The following is a 22980-nucleotide window of genomic DNA, read 5'->3' as shown; positions in this document are numbered from 1 at the left end:
CAGGTAGCGCACCTTTATTTATTTTAATAAAAATATTTATCAAAAGTTATTGAATTCCAATAATAGTATGATATTCAAAAGAAGTATTTTCAGACCAATTATAAATAACCAGTTCAATTAAATACATTCCAGATGACTCGAAAATATTAGCAGGAATATTATAAGATAGATCAGTTATTGAAAAATTTGGTGTATCTGGAACATAATCATCAGCAACTCTCTTTCTATTTTCCCAGTCAACCATATTTGTAATTTCGTTAATTTTAGCTATGTTAATTTCTGCTCCTTCATAAGGTAAATTTAAATTGTTATTCCATTGAAGCGTAATATTTTCACCAGGAGTATATATACTAAAATTATAAGGAGAAGTTATTTCTAAAGAATTTTCTGGATATAGTTTTCCTAAATATAAGGTTTTTGAATCGACTACTTCATTATTATAATTATAAACTTTTACGGTGTAATTAGCATCTTCATAGAAATTTAAAGTTATAACATCAAAAAGTTCTTCATTAAAATAATAATTATCTCTTTCATAATATAAATCAGTTATATATTCATCATTTTTCCATACTTCAACTTTTTGAACACTTTCTGGATTAGATATATTCACATCAAACCTTAAAGCTAATTCTGAGGTTGGAATACCATCATCATCAGGCCTGATTCTTGTAATTCCTTCCATTTCATAATTTATTATTTGAGGTTTTTGCATATTTTGATTAAAATCAATAGTAGATATTATTAATGGATTTTCAATTCCACTTATTAATCCATTAAAATAAGGATCCGGAAAATCAATAATAATCTTTTCAATTTCTTTAGAATCAATAGTTCCTTCAAGAGTGATATCTGGTAAATATATACTTAAATCTTTAAAATCTTCTGGATTTTCGAAAAATACAGCGGGATATATCATAATTGGACCAAAAATATGAATAGGAATATTTATATCATTAGTAAATAGTTCTGAAAAGTTTGAACTATATATATCCCAAATGTTAAAAATTTCAAAGGGGCCAGAAGTTATGTCATGTTCCTGTGGAAGATAATCTATAATCGAATCTTCTAATGCCGTTCTTATAATATCCTTTTGAGAGAATATAGAGTTTTGTATTGAAGCAACTCTTGTTTCGAAAAAATCATCTCGAGGTTTTAACATTTCACCAAAAATGTTATTTTCCATTTCAGATGCAGTTATAGTGTAATCGCTTGCCAAAGTTAAAAATAATTCATCTAAAGAAGCCTCAAGAGAATCGCTTTGCAGAATGGAGGTTATAGTGGCAGATGGATTATTTAAATCGTATAGAAAAAAAGCACTTCCATGTACATAGATATTATTGAATATAAATGCCATCATTGAAATCAAACCTTCATCAACTATTAGATAATCATTTTCATCAAAAGTAAGAGAATAATCAGAAAGATCTTCATAATTCAATTTTTTTGTCAAAAATTCCCAGTCAAATATAGCATCTCCTGGTGTGTTTTTATCTATACCTATAAAATCAATATTATCTATATCATCAAGTTTTAATAATATATCAGTATAAAGGCCAAAAGATCCTTTTTGTGGTTCTTGCCCATAATAAGTTACAGTAGCAGCTATATGTAATTCTGTATTATTATCTATAATTCCATCGCCATTCCAATCAAAATCATTTATTTCCCATTTTATATTTTCATCAAGATAATCATTTATGGAAAGTTTTTGAGAAAATACTCCAAGGTCTTCTATTATATTAATTAATGATTCTTCTAAATTTTCAGGAATATTTATTAAATTTAAAATGAAATTCTGAAAATTATTATTTGTAATGGCATGCATTAATGATTCAATATATTCCTTGTGATTAAAAAATATATCGTTAATATTATGTATTTCATCAGGAAGACTTTTTAAAACAGTTAAAACATCATTATAAGCAGGTGTGGAGATTGAAGTTATATCTATGTTGCTATTTAGTACAATTGTTCCAGAAGGACTTTCAAGAATACTATAACCATAGTTTGCTGTAAATATTGAAAAATCGATAATATTTACTTGCCAGTCCTCTAATTTATAGTCATAAACATATTTCCAATTACCCTTATTAACTATATTTAAAGCTGGACCTATATCAAATCTTGAAAATTCATCAGGTACATCTTCATTGCATGAATTCATTCCATAATAATAAACAAATGATGAAAAATCTGTTAGATCCACTTTTCCGCTCAGGTTAAAATCACCCAACAGTCCACCCCATTTCCAATTATAAGGATCAAAATCATTATATTGTTTGGTTAAAGTATTTCTTGAAAAATAATCAATTTTTTCGATATTAAAATTATTTGCTTTAATGGTTAAAAGTACATCACCAGCATTTACAAAATTTATGGTTGAAATTGCTACTAACAATTTATCTTCTTTTTCTTTTACAATATTCATAAACATTGAAGGAATTTCAATTTTATCTGGAGAAACATTCGTTATTAAAAATTCGAAAGAATCTGCTGTCACCTTTGAGGTGACAACAGCAACATTATCATTAAAACTTATATCTATAATTCTTGAAATATTCAAATTATTGTTTTCATTTATAACTTTATTGTCTTTAATACAGGCTGATAATAACAGTGAAATAATCAGTATTATAAAAAACAAATATAAGAATTTTTTCATTCAAAACACCTCCTATTGTCCGTGAACTTCAAGTGAATTTTCTATCTCAAGCAAAACAGGCGCTTTATTTTCTTCAAATAAAATAAAGGCATCAGTAATTTCTATTGTTGTTCCATATACAATGGAATCATTATTTAATGTGAAAGATGCAATTTCTGTATCTGATAAATCTAAAGGAGATTTGAATATTATAGATATAATAATTTCTTTATATTCTTCATCGGTATAATCATCAAATTTTATGGAAGATTTTATTAGTGAAAAATCTATATCGGAATCCGAAATGGAAATATTACTAGCATCAAAGGTTATTTCAGGATCAGTTTTTAAATAAAATTCTATGCCATAAACTTCTGTTAAATCATCTCCTGAAGTATTAAGTTGGAAGGTATTTTGATTATTTTCAAGATACTGTGGAGCAAATGACACGTAATTTCCTTTTAACAGTGGATCGTATATAAATGATTTTACAGGAGAAATTATGGTTTCGTTTCCATCGTCTGCTAATATTGCATAATAATATATATCACCATATTGTAATTTGTTAAATAATTGCCATAATTCTATAGTAATTTCTTCATTTGGATTTCCAATTAATGATGTCTCAAAAATACCGGGGTATGTCCAAACCTCTTGCCATGGAGTGAAAAGCAATATGTGATATTCAATTTGATTTGCTGTGTTTGAAGCGTAGAAAGAGATGGTATCAAGAGGATTGGCGGTTTTATCAAATGAATCATATACTTCAATATCCATGGAATTATCTGAAGATGAAATATTGAAACTTCTTATATTTGAATTATAAAAGCTATAATTGTCATCATATCCATTCACCATCCATATATATGGTCCATCTTTTAATTCCAGGTTATAATCAGGATTAATAACATAATCAAAAGATTCAATATAGTTGGTATCAGTTTCAATCAATTCTTTTGCTGATTTTAAAAAGAAAGTATATTCAATATTCTCGCCAAGATTTTCCCATGTAAAACCTATATTCTTAAAAGACTCTGATGATATAATAAATTCTCCGTTTAAAGGGGTAAAAAGCTGTAATTTATTTTCTTCCGGTTCTCCCCATATATCTTTTATTTCAAATGTGAATGTTGCGCTTATAATATTTCCACTATCGTCCATTATATGCCAGTAATAAATTCCTGGATTATCAAAATCAACAGTTACATAATATTGGTTTTCAAGATTTGTATTATAAATAATGTTACCTTCTTCATTGATTACTTCAAAAATATAATTCATATTTTGTGGTGGTGCAGGATTATCAGGATCAGGTGGAGGCATTATGTGATGCCAGCTAAACCAAATAGTATAGTAATCAAAAACAGCATTTTGTTCTGGATAATCCAGTAAAACCTCATATGGTTCTGTATTGATGAAGAACCATCTGTGTTCTGTTTCCTGATATTCTTCAGGTTCAACATTTGCTAATGATAACCAGTATTTGTAAGCTCCATCTTCAAGATTTACGTTATAATTAAATGTCATTTCACCAGTAAACATATCAGTTCCTGTTGAATAATCATCTGGAGTGATTAATATATCCATATTTTCCCAGGTATCTATAGGTCGTATATGTAATTCGAAATCACCGGTATAAGATGGATCCATTCCCCATATAAATCCAATGTTATTGGCTTGTGTAGCATCACCATCCAGAGGTTGTATAAGATGCAAATCTAACATCCAAGTTCCTTCTTCGATAAAGAAATACCATATTTCACTTTCAATATAATTTGATTCATCAATAAATGCACGAATTTTCCATTCATATTCTTTTCCAACTGATAATTCAGGGATTATCATTTCTGCTTCATAACTTCCATAATCTTCGTCATACCATAAGATGTTTATATCTTCAGAAGCTTTTATCCAATTATCATCAGTTATTTCTCTGTAATATAATTCAAAAATGTTTGCTGTAGCTATTTGTGAATTTAGATTATTCACACCCCATCTGAAATAAACATCTGTTGTAGTATCTCCTGGTAAAGATGGGACATAATCAGGAGGCTCCATTTTATAGAAATATGCAGTTTCTTCAATATCTCCAATTTTAAACTCAAAATAATCACTATATATTTCATGTTCTTCAAAGGTTTCAGGATCCTGATAATATCCCATAACATTCCATCTATATTTTCCTGTATCTAATGAAATTGAAGTTGTTTCTGATGAGAGTTGATATTCAAAATAGTTATATGGTTCAGTTAATTGTTCTATATAAAGTACATATTTATCTACTATTATAGGTTCATCCATATTGTTTTTGTGGATAAATGCTTTCCATTCAAAGTTAACTTCAGCTGGAGCATCAGTTGAATGCCATTCATTTTCTGGTGAAATTAAATCTATATAATAGAATGTATCTTCAACATATATATTGAACCAGTATGGATTTTCTGGGTAAATAATTTCTATATTTCCATTACCAAAATCTGCATAACCTATAACAGCCCAGAAATAACTACCTTCATTTAAATCAATAGTAACCTGTGTATCAGGTGTTCTGACGAGTCTTATTAATTCGTTTGGACTTAAATTTCCATCAATATAATCCCATACACGCCATTCTGTATTATCTATAATTAATTCGTATGTAATTGTAGCATTATTTATATTTTTTGGAGTCCATTGAAAGGTTACGGATGTTCCGATTATTGTAATGTCTTCAAGATGAATTGTTCCTTTCTCTTTTCCAAAATCTTCTAAATTTATTTCTATTTTACTGTCGAGACCACTAATTAATCCTTTAAAGGTCGAATCTGGAAATTCAACAATTAGATTGGTTGAATTGTTACTTTCTTCTATATAAATATCTGGCAAAAATACATTTAAATTTGAAAAATCATCAGGATTATTGAAAAACACACCAGGATAAATGGTTATATTTTTATTGTACTCTAAAGGAATATCTATACCTTTTGAAGGGTCTTGTATTATCTGTGCCAATTCTTCAGTTTTTTTCAGACCGTCCATAGCCGGAATAAAATCTTCTAATTTTACAGGTGGAGTATCGCCAGAGGTTGGATCATGTGGCTGAATAATATAATCCATAATTCTATCTTCAAAAATCTTATTTAAAATATCATGTAAGGATATAAGTTCATTTTTTATTGTATTAATTAACTCAATAGAAGTATTATAGTCTTTAAAATATAGCATATGTCCAAATATATAGGTCTCAAGTTCCCATCCGGTTATCTTCTCGGAATCAAGAGGTGGAGGGTTTTTTAAAAGGGTTTTTAAAATCTCATCTATTTTATCCATAAGATTAACATTGCTTTTTAAAGCAGCTTTTATGTTTTCTGAAGGATTATTGAGATCATATATAAATAATGATTTTCCTATTATTCCTATTAATCCAGTTACAAGTGATATTTGCCCTGCAGTTCCTTCATCAATTAATATATAGTCATTATCATCAAAAGTTGGATTATGATTTTCGCTGATATTTTCATTAATTAATTCATAATCAAAGATAGCATCACCACCAGCTGGATCTATTCCAAGAACTCTTGAAAATTGATCGATTTTTAGTAAATCATAAAAAGGAATAGAATCTTCACCATTTTCAGTCTTTATTTTTAGTTTTAAAGGTGAAGTGGATTCAACAGTTCCATCCATATCCCAATCAAATTCATTTATTTTATATTTTACATCTGTATACAAATATCCATTTTTTATTGTTCCAAAAAGCAAAGAGATATTATTAATGTCCTTTATTATGTTTAATAAAGCAGTTTCTGTTGCATCTGACATATTAATGATATATTTTATAAATATTTGTGGTGATGCTTCAAAAGAAGTTAAGGAAGAAATAAAGTCTTTATTTTCATTTAAAAAAGTCATGATATGGGAATAAGTATTATAGATATTTTTTAAGCCAGAAACAATATCTTTTTCCATATCGTCTGTAATTATGTCTGGATTTGTATCAGATGTTACGGTTATGGTTGGTTGGGTAGATATAACATCAATTCCATAATTTGCAGCAAATATTGAAAAATCTGATAATCCTATTTTTCCATCAGGTTTGGCTAAATCAAACACTTCATCCCAGATACCCTTATGTGCAAAATTACCAGCTGGACCAATATCTATTAAATCAAAATCTTTCATATTTCCATTAAAACTATCTCTTTCAAGTCCATAAAAATATGTAAACGATGAAAAATCTGAAATATCAACCTTTCCATCAAAATCAAAATCTCCTAACAGTCCAAAAGAGACGCCTTTATTATAATAATCGAAATTTTTTGTAATACTATTTCTATTATAAGTATTGATACTTTTAAGTTTAAAATCTTTATCAGTTACTTTTAATAATATATCCCCACGATGAATAATACCAGGAGAAGAAATAGCTACCTTTAAACCAGCATCATTTTTTATGATTTTTAAAAATTTTGAAGGTATGTAAATATTGTTAATATTTGTATTTTCAAAAACAAATTCAAAACTATCGGCTTCAACATTTGATTTTATAATATATTCGTTATTATTTTTTTCTATAATAATAGATTTAAAACTTTCTTGATTTTTAACATCCTTTTTGAAATTAAAACATGAAGTAAGAAGAAATATAGATAAAATTAAGATTATAAACAAAAAGTATTTATTTTTCATTATATAATCACCCCCTTATTGTCCTATGGTGATTGATATAAAATCACCAGTTGTAAATAATATTTCCGTATCATTTATTTCGTACATATATGTTGATTTTTCAAATTTTATCTTTGTATTTCCTGATTTTTTTGAATTAATTTCTACTGTGATGAGATTTTCTGGAAGAACAAAATTGGTATCTTCAGAAACTATACTAAAAATAAATTCATTATGGTCATTATATTCAATTATTTTTTTGATAACATAATAATTATCGTCATCAAATAAAGGATTTTCAATACAATTTTCTGGGTTAATATCAACATATTCAGGATCATAAGAAATTCTTATGTCAAATCCATGAATATTGTTTTTAAAGGAAGTATTTATTGTAAAATTATCAACGGAATTTATATTTATATTTATTTCATTTGGAATAAAGTATATATCAGGAAGTTCGCCTTCTTCTTTTTTTATAAATTCAAAACTCCATATAGGCCCTGGTACAATATACATACCATCTGTTGCCACAATTCTCCAATAATAGTTTGAAGAATAATTTAATTCCTTATCCAATCTGTTTGTTTGTAAATTGTATTCTGTATAATCGTTTTCAATTAAATTATTAACCTCATCATATACATCTGAAATATAGAAATCAAAAGTCAAAGGTGTACCTTCTGGGTCAAAAGCTTTCCATTCAAAAGATACAGTTGTACCAACAACTGTTGGGGCATCTGGTTTGTGATATGAATCTATAATTGGTGGTTTATTTTGAGAAGAAATAGTAAATTTTCTTAATGGGCTTTTTACAGGCGGATTTACTGTATCTGAAACTTCAACATTCCAGTAAAAATCTCCAGGTTCTTGTAATTTGTAAGTATAAGAAATTTTTTTGTTTTGCGAATCTTCAAGGGATATTATTTCATTTAAAGTAGTTTCAGATTTTCCTATATTCAAACTGTATAATAGAGTTCCATTGTCTGTATCTGTGGCTATCCAGCTAAAGGCTATTTCGTTTGAAGTAAATGAAGAATTATCTTCTGGGGAGAGTAATTGAATGATTGGAGTTGCATTTTCAGGTGGAGAATAATTAAAAGAAAATACAGATGATTCTACAGTTTCTTTTCCATCTGAAACCAGAACCTTCCAGAAATATTGTCCAGTCGAATTTAAAGAATATGTATAAGTTGTTTTTTCATAATTTGAAATTATGTTGTTAAAAGCAGTTTTGGATTTTCCAAGGAATAAATCAAAAGTTAAAGGATCTTTATCAGCGTCGCTGGCATCCCATGAAAACTTTATTTTGGAAGTTGTTACAGTATCATTATCAGCAGGATATACAAGGAATATTTCAGGTTTGTGATTGATAGTTGAATCTGAAGTTGGTTGATAATCAAATTGCGGGGCTTCCCCAACCAGGATTTTATAATTTTTATTTGGTTCATCCCATAATTCGACTCTCCATTGATATTTTCCTTTAATAGGAGGTTCGTAAGCATAATTGCTGACTTCTAGCGGGTCATCATTTAATTTTATGAAATCATTTCCTAGATATTTAAGATAGATATTATAATATATAGCATCCTCTTCAATGTCATTAGCTTCCCATTTAAAAATTACTTTTTTGTCTTTTACAATTTGATTGTCTAAAGGTGAAATATATCTGCCAAATGTAGGAGGGTTATTCTCTGCAGGTTCTAAAAGTACATTTTCAGTTCTTTTTTCTTTTGCATAAACCGTAACTTTACTACTTAGAGGATAATAATAGGTTCTAGAAACTTCATAATCATAATCACCTGCCGGTAACTTAAATTCATAAGAACCATTTTCATCAGTCTTAGCTTGGACTACAAGACTCCCATTTTGAATTATTTTTATAGTAGCACTTTGGATAGGTGTATTTGTTATTTTATCTTTTACATTAAAAGTGATAAAACCTTCTTCGATTTGTTGTAATCTGTCACAAGAGTAAATAAAAAACATGGTTATCGATATTAAAATTAAAATCCATACTTTTTTTCCCATTTTTTCACCCCCTGATTTTAATTTGTAATTTAAACAATATTAACATCATAGTTGTTTAGACCTGATTTTTTTTAGAAAGTTCATAAATAAAATAATAAAAATTGAACTTTTTTATAAAAAAGAAGTCTAAATGCATACAGGAAATTATGAAAAGGGAGGGACCCCTAATGAGAATCGGAAATAATTATTTAAACCAGACGAATAGATTATCAAATTTATCAAATTTGCTATTGCAAAGATCACAGCAATTGGCAAGTGGAAGTAGATTGATTAACGCATCTGTGGATCCTGCAGGATTTAGTATAGCTCAGAGGTTAAATACACAATTTAGATCAGCTTATCAAGCTGTAAGGAATATATATGATGGGATAGGAGCGTTAAATGTTGCAGATCAGGGGATTTCATCTATTCAGGATACATTGGGTCGTATGAGAGAGCTGGCAACAAGAGCTGCAAATGATACATTACCTGAAGAAGCAAGAAGCGCTATTCAGGAAGAATTTAATCAATTAAGGCAGGGAATAAGAGATGTTGTAAGAGATACTCAATATAATAATCAACAGCTATTAAATGGAGAATTTCAGGCTAATTTACCGTTAGATACAACAGGAAGAAATAATTTAAATGTTGAAATTCAAGATATGAGACCAGAAGCACTAAACCTTGAAAACATAAACTTAACGACGCAGGAAGGAGCAGAAAATGCATTAAACACCCTTGAAGAGGCAGCAAATAATATTACAAATGTGAGAACTCAGGTTGGTTCGTATGTTAATAGATTAGGAGTTGCAGCAGAAAATCTTTTAAACAGAGCAGAAAATACAGGTGCAGCAGAAGAAAGAATTGCAGGTGCCGATATGGCAAAAACCATGGTTGAATATATAAGAAATCAAAATTTAAGAGATATGACATCGATGTTGTTTTCTCAAACAGGGCAGCTAAATGCAGCATCAGTTTTAAATATCTTACAATCTCCTTAAAAAGTTAATATTATCTAAAAAGAGAGCCGAAAGGCTCTCTTTTATTGATTATCTATTAATTTTAAAAGTGCTTTAGCAGCATAAGTAGGGCCATTTTCTTCGAACCCAGAAACACCTAATTGAGTTTTTATTTCTCCAACTTTAACTCCGCTTTTAATCATCTGTTCCAAAAATCTTTTAGCGATTTTTTCGTGTTTTTCCTTTCTTTGAACTGCTCCAAAAGGATTTGCAAAATAACTATAAGTTAATCCAACCTCAGCAGTGGTGCCTTTGGCCATTCTGGCACCTTTTGAAAATACATTGTAAGCACTTTCCCAATCATTGAAAAAATTGATATATGAATTATCTTCAGCTTTTACATAATTATTGGCGTATAAGAAATAATCTATTTTAGTTGGTTTTATTATATCTTTGTAATTTGAATAAGGGACTATTACTCTTGCATTTGTTTCATTTGGATTCATAAAAATACTTCTATCTATTGCGGAATAAGCGTATCCGGGTTGTAAATCATCAAGTCTTACAAATGCACCAGTTTCCGTGCCGAATGCAATAATATTTCCGTTAATATCTATTTCTAAAGAACCCATATCATCAATTAAAATATTAACTTCTGAAACTTCTTTTGATAGCCTATTCAGCGCGTCTAAAGTCTCGGATTTTCCAGCACCACTATCACCTATTAACATTACATTAGCTTTTTTCCCATTTCTTAGAACAATTTCTGCTAAAGCTCCATGAATAGGTAAATTTCCTTCATCAATAACTTTTAGATTATGAATGGTTAAAATCATTTTTTTCATATAGCCAAAATAATCAACATCATCATCTCGCCCTAAAAGGCTTACATATGTTCCATCTTTTTCTTTATAAATTACACCTTTTTTATATTCGACTTTTTCAAAAAATCTATCTTCAAGTCCATAAAAATATATTCCATCTGGTTTTTTTCGCTGAACAATCCCAAATCCTGCCAGTTCAAATAAATTAGTTAAACCTGCAGCCATTGCGAGGAATTCCTTATATACATATACTAAAATATATTTTTTACCAACATGTACTGGAAATGCAAACCAATCTTCTGGATTTTCCAGTTCTATATTTTCTAAGATTGGAGAATCAATAACTTTAAATATACCTTTTCTTTTATTTGATTTTGTATAAAATATTACAGGGGGTTCAAACACAACACCCCATACGAAAGGAACCTTATATAAACTATCAGAACCATTTAAAACCTTATCTTTAAAAGATGGAGTATCTATAGAAAATGCAACTTGAGCACCACTTGGTAATTGTCTTAATACTTTTAATCTATCATCTGAAACATTAATCAGAATTTGACGATAGAAATTTGTAATTAAGCTTTTAAAATCAGTATTATTTCTAACAAGAATCATTTCCTTATAAATTTTTTGAATTCCATTAGAAACATAATCGTTTTTTTGTATCATGAATCTATGCTTATTTCTCCATAAATTGTAAATTCTTTCTACAAACTTGACAATCTGTTCCTTTTTATCACTTAATTTTGGAAAACTATAAAAAGGTGAAGAATCTATTTCATCAATTTTTTCAGCAGATAAAGCAAAAAGCATTTTAATTATCTGATCAAGATCATAACGTTCTTTAACTTCAACAGCATCTTCATTTTTTAAAAATAAAGAAAAAAAAGTTAAAAGGCTTTCGTTTCTTTCTTCGAGATCATTTAAAAATTCTATAACCAATTCTTTTAAAATTTTACTGTGAATAATTTGAGCGTTGGAAGAATATGTAACGCTACCGTCAATTAAAACAGTTCTCGACATAAAATCACCCCTTATCTTGTATTTTTATAGTAATTATACCACAAAATAGATAGGATTTAAAATTTCTGGAAATAGAATTTATAAAAATATAAAGTTAAAAATTTTTAATTTCTTAAACCAAAAATACAAAATTTAATGGTAAAATTAGTATATAAATTAAATTTAAATTCAGGAGGTAATTATATGTTTAGAATACTATTAAAAGGAAAAATTCATAGAGCATCAGTTACAGAAAAAAATATTCATTATGAAGGTAGCGTTACAATTGATGAAGAATTAATGGAGCTTGCAGATATAGAAGAAAATGAATTGGTTCAAATAGTGGATATAAATAATGGTGCAAGATTTGAAACTTATGTTATTAAAGGAGAAAGAGGATCAAGGATAATAGGTTTAAATGGTGCAGCTGCAAGAATGGTAGAATTAGGTGATAAAATTATTATTATGGCATATGGGTTGTATTCTAAAGAAGAAAAAAGTAATCCGAAAATAGTTGTAGTAGATGATAAAAATAATCCAAAAATCCTAAAAAATCATGAAGAACCTAGAACGGAGTGCTAAATTTGAAAGTATTAGGGGTAATCGTTGAATATAATCCATTCCATAATGGACATTTATATCACTTAAAAAAAGCTAAAGAGATAGTAAAACCTGACTTCACCATTGCGGTGATGAGTGGAAATTTTGTTCAAAGAGGGGAACCGGCAATTATAGATAAATTTTCCAGAGCAGAAATAGCACTGGAAATGGGGGTTGATATAGTTTTTGAACTTCCATTTTTATATTCTATACAGGATGCAAATGGTTTTGCATTGGGAGCTATTGGGATTTTAGAAAGAACAAAAGTTGTAACAGATATAGTATTTGGGAGCGAATCAGCAGATATTGAAACATTAAATATTATTTCTGATATAATATATAAGCAACCTGATAAGTTTAAAAATCTTTTAAAAAAATATCTAAAAGAAGGATATTCTTTTCCGAATGCGAGAAAATACGCATTAATTCATTTTTTTGAAAAAAATAATATCTTAAAAAAAGAAAAAGTTTTGGCTATTGAAAAATCTAATGATATATTAGGATTGGAATATTTAAAAGCTTTAAAATATTATAATTCTAAGATCGTCCCACATGCGATACAGCGACAGGGGGCAAATTATAATGATGAAGAATTTAAAGGTAGTTTTTCTAGTGCTACAGCCATTAGAAAATTGTGGAAAGAAGAAATGTATGAATTAATAAAAAAATCAGTTCCACAAAAAACATATGAAATATTAAAAAGGGAAGAGAATTTGGGTAAAGCTCCAATATTTATTGAAGATTATGAAATATCTTTACTATCTTTTTTAAGAACATTAAATAGGGATGATATTCAAGAAATTTTTGGAATCAATGAGGGTTTGGAACAAAGAATAATAGAAGCTGCAAAACAAAGTGCATCTATAATAGAATTTTACCGTTTAGTAAAAGCTAAAAGATTTACTTATACTAGAATAAAAAGAACACTCTTAAGTATTTATTTTAGACTAAAAAAAGGTTTAATATATGAAGCTAATAAATACGGTCCTCAATATTTAAGAGTTCTGGGTTTTACAAAAAAAGGAAGAAAATTATTATCAGTAATGAAAGAACAAATAGCGTATCCAATAATTGTCACGCCATCGAATTATATTTCTATTATAAAAAATATAGAAAGGGATTTAGATAATAAACGCAAAGAATGGGAAATAAAAAAGAATTTATATTTTAAAATGATAGAATATGATTTTAAAGCATCTAATGTATATTCAATGTATTATAAAAATAAAGAATTTTCTAGAGGCGAAATAGATAAAAAAGCAAAAATAATTATTCTTAAGTGATTGAAAGGGGTTTTAATATGAAAAAAATTTTTGTATTTATATTTTTAATATTAATTTTTACAATGTCATTTTCAATAAAAAGTGTTATATACTATACTGCAAGTGCTTCAAATGTTTCAATAATAGGGGATTTTTCAGATGAACCTATTCAAATGGAAAAAACAAATACGGGATTATGGAAAAAAACTTTTGAATTAGAAGAAGGAGAATATAAATATTTATTTTTAGTAGATGGAAAGGAGATTCTGGATTATAAAAATACAAACACTGTTTATTCAAATGGGAAATTATATTCATTACTCAAAATAAAAGAAGAAAAAACATATTACCCATCTATAGGTGATGGAAAAGTTGGATTTATAAAACATGAAAGAGAAAGAAAATATATAAATCCAGTAAAACCTGGAGATATTTATTTATCAATAGAAGTGCAAAAAAAAGATATTGAAGATGCATATTTTGTTGGTAATGCAAAAGTCGTAAAAAAAGAGAAATTAACATTTGATAAAACAGAATTATATAGATTCCATGTGAAAACACCTGCTAATGTATTGAGATATAAGTTTATTATAAAAGATGGTGAAAATAGTATCGAATATCCTAATTTAGATTATTTTGAATTTGATTTTAATAAACCAATAATAAAATATTTTGATGTACCAGATTGGACAAAAGGTAGAATATATTATCAAATATTTCCAGAAAGATTTAGAAATGGAGATAAAACAAATGATCCAGCATATACATATGAATGGTATGGTAATTATACATCATCATCATTAGGTTCTAATGGATTTTATGGTGGAGATTTAAAAGGTATTATAGAATCAATAGAATATTTAAAAAATTTAGGAATAGAGGCAATTTATTTAAATCCAATCTTCGAATCAGTTTCTAGTCATAAATATGATACTAAAGATTATTTAAGAATAGATTCACATTTTGGTGATGACAAAACATTTATCCAAATGGTTAAGGACTTAAAGAAAAACAATATAAAAATAATTCTTGATGGAGTTTTTAATCATACAGGTGATGAATTTTTTGCCATGCAGGATATATTTAGAAATCAAAAAAGATCTAAGTACTTAGATTGGTATTTTATAAAGAAATTTCCAGTTACAAAGTCTGCAGATAGCTATGAATCATGGTGGGGATATGCGGACCTTCCTAAATTAAACTTAGAAAATCCTGAAGTAAAAGCTTATATTACCACTGTCTTAGGAAAATGGATGGAATATGGCATTGATGGTTGGAGATTAGATGCAGTAGATCAAGTGAAAAATTCATTCTGGGAAAATTTCTTTTATCCTATAGTAAAAGGGATAAATGAAAATGCTGTTATTAGTGGTGAATACTGGAAAGATTCTACTCAATATTTCGAAAAACCAGCTTTTGATACTGTTATGAATTATTTGTTTAGAGATGCAGCTTTGGGATATGCAAAAGGCGGAAGTGCTTATAATTTTGTAAAAAACACAAATACTTATTTAGAAAAATATCCGCCTCAAATAATTCATACATTATGGAATTTATTAGATAGTCATGATACACCAAGAGCAATTACAGAATTAAATGATGATATTGATAAATTTAAAATAGCAGTTGGTATTCAAATGACCTTTATTGGAGCGCCAGTTATATATTATGGAGATGAAATAGGGTTGACAGGTGAAAGAGATCCTTGGTGTAGAAAACCATTTCCATGGGATGAAGAATTTTGGAATATGGATATATATAATTACTATAAATCTCTTATAAAACTTAGAAAAGAACATGAAGCATTAAGATATGGAGAATATGAAGTAATAAAAACAAAATTAGGCGCTTTGATATATAGAAGATATACTGAAAATGATGAAGTAATTATAATATCCAATTCAAGAAAAATACCTGTAAAAGCAAATATAGAACTAAATGGGGATTATATAGATTATTTTACAGGCGAAAAAATAAAAACAATTGAAAAAATATCAGGATTAACATTTAGAATATTAATAAGGCAGTGATCATATGTATTATTATGAAATAGCGGTTTTTGGAACATATACATATGATACATTTACATATACTTATGAAGAAAAATTATCACCTGGCCAAAGGGTGCTAATTGATTTTAGAAATCAGCAAAAATTAGGTGTAATTATTTCAGAAACCGATGAAAAAAATTATAATGTGAAAGAAATAGAATTGGTTGTGGATTATAAACCGTTGATAAAAAATGAACATATAGAATTAATAAAAAATGCATCAAAAAAATTTCTTGTTCCTATAAGTGAAATGGGGAAATTAATATTTCCCCCGGCTTCTTCCGATAAGATAAAAATAAAAATAATACCTAAATCCCCTTTGTCGAATATGGAAAAACCTATATTTTTAAATGAGTATTATAGAAAATTCAAAACTAAAAAAGCAGCAAATAAAGTATTAAAAAAAATGATAAAAGAAAACCTTGTTGAATTGAATATACATATAAAGAAAGAATTAAAAAAGAAAAGAAAAGTTGTTATATTGAAAAAAGATATAATTGAAGTATTAAATGAAAAAATATCCAATAGCGGTATAAAAGTTGTAAATTATATTAATGAAAAAAATAATAAAATATATGAAAATGAACTATATGAACAAAAAATAATTTCGCGATCTTCTACAGTTTTAAAAACATTAATAAAAAAAGGAATTATAGAATTTATTGATGAAGAAGAGATAAACGAAAAACCGTTTATAGTAGAACTTACAGATAAACAGAAAGAATTGAAAGAAAAAATACTAAAAAATAAAGATGGAATCGATCTTTTATATGGTGTAACTGGAAGTGGAAAAACAGAGATATTTTTCGAAGTTATGGAAAAATATTTGATTAAGAATAAAAAAATAATGATTATAATACCAGAGATTTCATTAACACCACAATTTGTTTCTCGTATAAAGAAAAGATTTCCAGCTAAAAATATAGGTGTGTATCATTCAAGTATAAATAGTTCTATAAGAACAAAAACCTGGTATGATGCTGTAAATGGAAATATCGATATTATTATTGGAACAAGGAGTGCTGTTTGGATTCCGTTAAAAGATCTTGGAATGATAATAATAGATGAAGAACATGATCAATCACTATATCAATTTGATCAGATTTCATATGATGCTGTGGAAATAGCATATTTAAGAGCAAAAATAGAAAAAATAAAATTAATATTATCCTCAGCAACGCCAACATTGAGAGAAATGAAGAAAGCATATGAAGAGGAAATTAATCTTTTAGAATTAAAAGAAAGAGTTTTTACAGAAATGCCAGATATTGAAGTTATTGACTTGAAAAAAGAAGAAAAGGTAAGCTGGATCTTTACTAAAAAAGTTTTAAAGGAAATAAATAAAATCTTAAAAAATAATAAAAAAGTACTTATTTTTTCTCCAACTAAAGGATATGCAAATTATTTAATATGTACAAATTGTGGAAATGTTTTAAAATGCGACAATTGTGATGTATCTTATACGTATCACCGCTATGAAAATAAGTTAAAATGCCATTATTGTGGTATAGAAAAAAAGGTTCCAAATTCATGTCCAGTATGTGGAAATCCAGAATTACAACTTAGAGGGTATGGAACAGAGAGAGTGGTAAATGAGTTGTTGAAATTTTTTCCATCTAATAAGATTATTAGAATGGATAGAGAAGTAATAAAAACACATGAAGAGTTAAATAAAGCTTTTGAAGAAATAAAAAAAGAAGGACCGGCTATAATCGTTGGAACTAAAATGATAACCAAAGGTCTTGATATAGAAGATATTAAATTGGTAGTAATCCTTGATAGCGATAGATATTTAAATTTCCCTGAATACACATCTCAAGAACATACAGCTTCATTGTTAATTCAGGTTGCAGGTAGATCTGGAAGAAAAGAAAAAGGAAAAGTTTTACTTCAAACATTTAAATCTGAAAGTGATTTTTTTAAGTTTGTAAAAGAACATAATTATGATAAAATTGTTGAATTAGAATTAAAAAATAGGGAAAAATATAAATACCCACCATATTCAGAATTATTAATGATTATATTTTCTAATCCGAAATTTGAAACGGCATTGAAAGAATCAGAAGAATTTTTTAATATATTGAAAAATAAAGATTTAAATGTAGAATTATTAGAACCAACAGAACCATTAATACCTAAATTAAGAGGACAATATAGATATCAAATAGTAATTAAAGGAAATATAGATCATGATGAATTTTATGAAATTATTAAAAATTATAATAAAAAAATGCATATTTTTTTGAATCCACCAACAACATTAATATAAAATAAGCCCGATAAGGGCTTATTTTATTATTCTAAATTCAAATTCAGCTCGAGCTAAAATTTCATAAATTCCATTATCTTTCCAAACTTCACCATACACTTCTATTTCTTTATTATCAAGATCATATATATTTAAATTTTTAAAAAAAGCTTTATACTCATCACTTCTAATAGTTATATATACTTTATTATTTTCTGAGTAAATATGGTAAAAGGAACCAGAGCGCGAAATACTTTTAACTTTAAAACGAACCCATCTAATCTTTCCAATATCCAAATCAGAAAGATCATTTTCATAAATTTTTCTGTTATCATCGTCATAAAACTGGAAAATTCCTTTTCTGTTTTCATAAGCATAAACATAAGCTTCAATAAAGGTTTCTTTACGCTTTGAAGTATCAGAATAAAAAAGAGGTCTTGCATAACCGTTTTGTATAATTTCTTCATTTAAAAAATGAATTTTTCCATCTTTACCTTTATAATAAACATAAGCTAATAATCTTCCATAATACCCATATTTGTCAGTATCGAAGTCTAAATAAACATATGATTTTTTTGAATTTTCAGAATATATTTTATTTCTAACGAACCAATATGCTGTATCTCCTAACTCTCCAATAGGTTTATCTCCACTATGTGTTTCCGGAGTATCTATTCCTATTAATCTAACGGAAGTTTCATCGCCATCATAATATACTTTTATTGTGTCACCATCAATTACTTTGCTCACATAATAATTTTTTTCAATATAAGATTTATTAATTTGTGTTTGTTTTGAACAAGAAGTAATAAGAAGTAAAGAGATTAGAATACCAACAAATATATATAGTTTTTTTATCATTTTAACATTCCTCCTAATAAAAAAATGTGATATAATGTCATGTTAAAGTCAAGCTACTGAATTATTATAACATAAAAAATGTAAAAATATACGTAACAAATGAAAATTATAATGAAATAAGTTGGTAAAAAATACATTCGATTTTAGGAGGGGTTTTTATGAAAAAAGCATTAACGATTATGCTATTTGTTCTTATAACTTTTATAACTATTTTTGGAGCTTTTAGTGGAACAAAATTTTCTGTATTAGGTATTTATACAATGAATTTAGATGATTTAAACAATTTCATAGATGTATTTCCTATTGGTTATTTTGATATAGGAATAACTGATAATATTACATTGAGATTCAATGATTATTTAACTTTATCTTCATCAGCGCTTACATACGAGTTTAATGATAATGAAACATTAAACTTTAAACTTCCAAGATACTATTATTTACAATATAGAGTTGGATATGATACATTATTAATGATTGGAAAGTTCAAATTTAGAGATTATCCATATGATTTAAGAAGAGATTATGGATTTAGAGTCGGTGGATTTAGAGATGATCTTGGAGATAGGAATTATACTCTTAATCCAATGAAAATGGCAATTGGAGGATATATAAAACCAGTTGGGGAAATTAAAATAGGTGGAGCATACAATTTAGAAGATAGTTCGATTTATGCATATTTTGGTCTTGATGAAAGATATACTAAATATATGTTCTATATGTCTCAGGATAATAGATATAACAAATTATCAGCATCATTTGCAGGGTATAATTCAATTAAATGGAATAGAAAATTAATAACACAATTATATTATGGAATAGGTTATGCTGTTCCATCAGAAGTGCAATCAATATCAGGAATAACCTCTAACATTAATGATTTAATTGAAATTTTACCAAATCCTAAAATGACTTTTGGTGGGAAAATAAATTATTATCCAGTATATTTAAAGGGCTTAATATATTACAACATGGATAATGAAAATAAAAACTTATATTATCTTGACATTGATGCTGTAACAAATAATCCTCAAAACAAAACATGGTTATATGAATTAAGAGCAGGATATTATTTACCAAGACCGTGGTCAATAGAATTTTTTGTCCAAGGGAATTCATTAGATGATGGAATATTGACAGATTACGTAACAAATTATGGAATTAAAATAAACGGAGATAACATAACATTAACAGTTTCTGCTGAGGATATAAATGGAAGAGCAAGTGGGAATCAAAGAATGGTATTGAGTTTTACAACCTGGACAGATTTTTTAATTACAGAAAGGTCATTAATGAATATTATATTTTAAATAAGGGGGTAGTGGAATGAAAAAGATTTTGGTGTTTTTGTTGATATCTATTTTGGGATTGTTTTTGTTGACAGGGTGTTTGGTAAAAGAGAAAATTGATGATGAGAAGACAGTTTTAAGTTTATCAGAGTTAAGAGAGAAAATATTAGAAAATAAAAATATTTGGAATGATTATGATTCACATGAAACTGTATATGAAACGGAAGGCATAGTTGCATATCAATATACTTCAAATTCAGATCCAACAAAAAATTATATATATATTGTAGATGAAAATGGAAATGGTTTAAAGTTAACATATTTAAAAGCAGAAAATCATGACAGTAAATATAGTATTGGTGATAAAATAAAGGTAAAAGGAATACCGTATTATAAAACATGGAATGATCCTAATGTTTATGAATTGAGAATGGATATAGATAATTATGGAGAAATAACTGTTGTTGAAAAAAACGTTGGAGTTCCATTAAATAAAGCAGAATTAATAAATTCAGAACTATCAGGAGGAGACTTTGGTAATTTAGTAGAATTTACAGGAAAATATATAGGAGAAGATGATTTTAATAATAAAGAATTTTCTGTTATTAATTTTGAATTAAAAATAGATTCTCACTCAGTATTACCAGATTTAACGCTTAATTCAACATATACCATTAAAGGTGTAGTCGGGCAAAATTATGGGTATAGAATATTTGTTTCTGATGAAACATGGGTAACATTAGTTGCAACGGCAGAAGAGCAGCCGCAACCGACTGTTGAAGCGTCAACAATAGCAGAAATAAAAAATGAAATTAAAGAAAATTATGATGCTGGTACAGATGGATGGGATTCAGGAGATACATCAATAGTTCCATTAAGGAAAATAGAAAATGCGATAGTTGTATACGATGCTTCAGATTATGGATATGTATATGCTGTAAGTAATGATGGAACAGGTATTTATGTGAAAATTTCTACTGACTTGAATATAAATCTTAATGAAATTATTTCAGCAACTGGAAGACCGTATTATACAGAACGTGACGCAACTAATAGTTATTTTGAATATAGATTTAATACAACTCGTTCGGATGAATCAGCTACAGTAACAAGTAGTAATGGGACTATTCCTTGGGATAAGGCGGATGTATTAACTGTTAATAATTTACCAGGAATGAATAATTTTGGTAATTTAGTTATTTTTGAAGGTAAATATTTAGGGCAAGATGAATATAAACATTATGATTTTGATCTTGATAACGATGGCCAAAGTGATTTAAAAGTGATTAAATATTCTTCTGATGCGATGAATAGTGCAGGAATTCAAGTTGGCAATCTATATGAAATTAAAGGTGTTATTGGTTATAATTATGGATTTAAAGTGTATGTAGGAGATTCTTCTTTTGTAACAGCAAAATAATTAAAGAAAGCCCGTTTGGGCTTTCTTTTTTGAACTGGAGGTAAAAATGAAAAAGACAATTTATTTATTGTTCGTTTTGATTATTGTATTATTCTTATTTTCAGGGTGTATTATAGAAGATAGAATTAATAGATTAGATAAAATTTTCAATAATGAAGCTATTCTTTTTGATAATGCGCATTCACAAACAGCAGGTAATGCTGATTGGACTATTAGAGGTGGATTTTCTGATTTTGCTGATGATTTGAAAAATCGTGGAGCTAATGTCTATGAATGGGGTAATGATGAATATGGAAGTAATCAAAGAGATGATGATACATCTATTACTTACGAAGTAATATCAAAATATAAGGTATATGTAATACCAGAACCTAATATTCCTTTTACAAAAGATGAACAAAATGCAGTAATAAAGTATATTGAAAATGGAGGGAGAGTTTTTTTTATTGCTGATCATATTGGTGCAGATAGAAATAATGATGGATGGGATGCAGTAGAAATATTCAACGGATTTTTGAAAGGGAAACATATAATAGAAACTAAGAAAATATATGCAGATGATTTTGTTGGAAGATTAGGCTTTAGATTTAAAGAAAAGCAATATTCTGAAAGCCCTATGATAAAGATAAAAGAACATGAGATAACTAAAGGAATAAAGGAAACAGGAGCATGGGCTGGGACATCGGAATATATAATTGATAATGAAAATATAAGTGGAATTATTTATTATAGTGAAGAAACATGGGGAGCTTATGTGATTGCCGGAAAATATGGAAGTGGTAAATTTGTTGCTATAGGTGATTCATCACCAATTGATGATGGAACAGGAACACTGGGAGATAAATTATATGATGGTTATTATTATGGAGATAATAGAGAATTAATGATAAATATTATAAAATGGTTGGTGGAATGAAACACAGTAATAAAGCTAATTCTGATGAATTCACTAATGATTAACAAAAATTAACGGTATTGTAAGTTGACAAAAGAGAAGAAAGGTGGTAATATATATACTCGGACGCGGACGAAGAGCCGCGGGAAGGAAAGGAAAGCTCCTTGACAAGTGAACAGAGACACCCAGCGGAAGTAAAAAAGAGAGTGAGCGATCGAACTCGAAAAGTTGGATGGAGGGTTTGATCCTGGCTCAGGGCGAACGC

13 protein-coding genes are annotated in these 22980 nt (G+C 27.8%); 8 read left to right on the top strand and 5 right to left on the bottom strand.

The window, feature by feature from the left end:
* Window positions 1–46 precede the first annotated feature (46 nt).
* The 3 genes from X274_RS04290 to X274_RS04280 are packed head-to-tail and all read right to left on the bottom strand — an operon-like array spanning window position 47 to window position 9322.
* Complete coding sequence (locus tag X274_RS04290; RefSeq protein WP_047265578.1) at window positions 47–2665, bottom strand: hypothetical protein; 2619 nt, start codon at window positions 2663–2665, stop codon at window positions 47–49.
* A gap of 12 nt (window positions 2666–2677) precedes the next feature.
* Window positions 2678–7312 carry a hypothetical protein gene (locus X274_RS04285; RefSeq protein WP_047265577.1) on the bottom strand — a complete coding sequence of 1545 codons (4635 nt, stop codon included), beginning with the start codon at window positions 7310–7312 and terminating at the stop codon, window positions 2678–2680.
* Window positions 7313–7327: 15 nt separating this feature from the next.
* Complete coding sequence (locus X274_RS04280; RefSeq protein WP_047265576.1) at window positions 7328–9322, bottom strand: carboxypeptidase regulatory-like domain-containing protein; 1995 nt, start codon at window positions 9320–9322, stop codon at window positions 7328–7330.
* Between the two features lie 167 nt (window positions 9323–9489).
* On the opposite strand from X274_RS04280, the gene X274_RS04275 reads away from it, so the two are divergent.
* Window positions 9490–10302 (top strand): flagellin, encoded by an 813-nt coding sequence (locus X274_RS04275; protein ID WP_047265575.1) that lies wholly within the window; start codon window positions 9490–9492, stop codon window positions 10300–10302.
* A 41-nt stretch (window positions 10303–10343) separates the two neighbouring features.
* On the opposite strand, the gene X274_RS04270 is transcribed toward X274_RS04275, so the two are convergent.
* Entirely contained in the window at window positions 10344–12110 is a 1767-nt protein-coding gene (locus tag X274_RS04270) for an ATPase (protein ID WP_047265574.1), read from the bottom strand.
* 183 nt (window positions 12111–12293) lie between these two features.
* Between X274_RS04270 and panD the strand changes: the two genes are divergently transcribed.
* The 4 genes from panD to priA are packed head-to-tail and all read left to right on the top strand — an operon-like array spanning window position 12294 to window position 18271.
* Window positions 12294–12671, top strand: a complete 378-nt coding sequence (gene panD / locus X274_RS04265) for an aspartate 1-decarboxylase (protein WP_047265573.1) — start codon at window positions 12294–12296, stop codon at window positions 12669–12671.
* A 2-nt stretch (window positions 12672–12673) separates the two neighbouring features.
* Window positions 12674–13972, top strand: a complete 1299-nt coding sequence (locus X274_RS04260) for a nucleotidyltransferase (protein WP_047265572.1) — start codon at window positions 12674–12676, stop codon at window positions 13970–13972.
* A 17-nt stretch (window positions 13973–13989) separates the two neighbouring features.
* Window positions 13990–15981 carry an alpha-amylase family glycosyl hydrolase gene (locus tag X274_RS04255; protein WP_047265571.1) on the top strand — a complete coding sequence of 664 codons (1992 nt, stop codon included), beginning with the start codon at window positions 13990–13992 and terminating at the stop codon, window positions 15979–15981.
* A gap of 4 nt (window positions 15982–15985) precedes the next feature.
* The gene (gene priA / locus X274_RS04250; protein WP_047265570.1) at window positions 15986–18271 is read left to right on the top strand and encodes a replication restart helicase PriA; all 2286 of its coding nucleotides are present in this window, start codon (window positions 15986–15988) and stop codon (window positions 18269–18271) included.
* Window positions 18272–18289: 18 nt separating this feature from the next.
* Here priA and X274_RS11505 read toward each other — a convergent pair whose 3' ends face one another.
* A complete protein-coding gene (locus tag X274_RS11505) occupies window positions 18290–19111 on the bottom strand; it encodes a thermonuclease family protein (protein ID WP_052913171.1) in 822 nt (273 codons plus the stop codon).
* Window positions 19112–19269: 158 nt separating this feature from the next.
* On the opposite strand from X274_RS11505, the gene X274_RS04240 reads away from it, so the two are divergent.
* The 3 genes from X274_RS04240 to X274_RS04230 are packed head-to-tail and all read left to right on the top strand — an operon-like array spanning window position 19270 to window position 22736.
* Window positions 19270–20421 carry a hypothetical protein gene (locus X274_RS04240; protein ID WP_047265569.1) on the top strand — a complete coding sequence of 384 codons (1152 nt, stop codon included), beginning with the start codon at window positions 19270–19272 and terminating at the stop codon, window positions 20419–20421.
* Window positions 20422–20437: 16 nt separating this feature from the next.
* Entirely contained in the window at window positions 20438–21820 is a 1383-nt protein-coding gene (locus tag X274_RS04235; RefSeq protein ID WP_047265568.1) for a hypothetical protein, read from the top strand.
* 46 nt (window positions 21821–21866) lie between these two features.
* Entirely contained in the window at window positions 21867–22736 is an 870-nt protein-coding gene (locus X274_RS04230) for a DUF4350 domain-containing protein (RefSeq protein WP_052913170.1), read from the top strand.
* Window positions 22737–22980: the final 244 nt, after the last annotated feature.

The sequence above is a fragment of the Marinitoga sp. 1155 genome (assembly GCF_001021175.1).
Lineage (GTDB): Bacteria > Thermotogota > Thermotogae > Petrotogales > Petrotogaceae > Marinitoga.
Note: the sequence above shows the minus strand (reverse complement) of the source record. Positions and strands in the feature narration are given on the sequence as shown.

Bases quoted from the DNA above. Each gene is read 5' to 3' on its own strand.
- X274_RS04290 (WP_047265578.1), bottom strand. From the start codon at position 2,665: ATGAAAAAATTCTTATATTTGTTTTTTATAATACTGATTATTTCACTG.
- X274_RS04285 (WP_047265577.1), bottom strand. From the start codon at position 7,312: ATGAAAAATAAATACTTTTTGTTTATAATCTTAATTTTATCTATATTT.
- X274_RS04280 (WP_047265576.1), bottom strand. From the start codon at position 9,322: ATGGGAAAAAAAGTATGGATTTTAATTTTAATATCGATAACCATGTTT.
- X274_RS04275 (WP_047265575.1), top strand. From the start codon at position 9,490: ATGAGAATCGGAAATAATTATTTAAACCAGACGAATAGATTATCAAAT.
- X274_RS04270 (WP_047265574.1), bottom strand. From the start codon at position 12,110: ATGTCGAGAACTGTTTTAATTGACGGTAGCGTTACATATTCTTCCAAC.
- panD (WP_047265573.1), top strand. From the start codon at position 12,294: ATGTTTAGAATACTATTAAAAGGAAAAATTCATAGAGCATCAGTTACA.
- X274_RS04255 (WP_047265571.1), top strand. From the start codon at position 13,990: ATGAAAAAAATTTTTGTATTTATATTTTTAATATTAATTTTTACAATG.
- priA (WP_047265570.1), top strand. From the start codon at position 15,986: ATGTATTATTATGAAATAGCGGTTTTTGGAACATATACATATGATACA.
- X274_RS11505 (WP_052913171.1), bottom strand. From the start codon at position 19,111: ATGATAAAAAAACTATATATATTTGTTGGTATTCTAATCTCTTTACTT.
- X274_RS04240 (WP_047265569.1), top strand. From the start codon at position 19,270: ATGAAAAAAGCATTAACGATTATGCTATTTGTTCTTATAACTTTTATA.
- X274_RS04235 (WP_047265568.1), top strand. From the start codon at position 20,438: ATGAAAAAGATTTTGGTGTTTTTGTTGATATCTATTTTGGGATTGTTT.
- X274_RS04230 (WP_052913170.1), top strand. From the start codon at position 21,867: ATGAAAAAGACAATTTATTTATTGTTCGTTTTGATTATTGTATTATTC.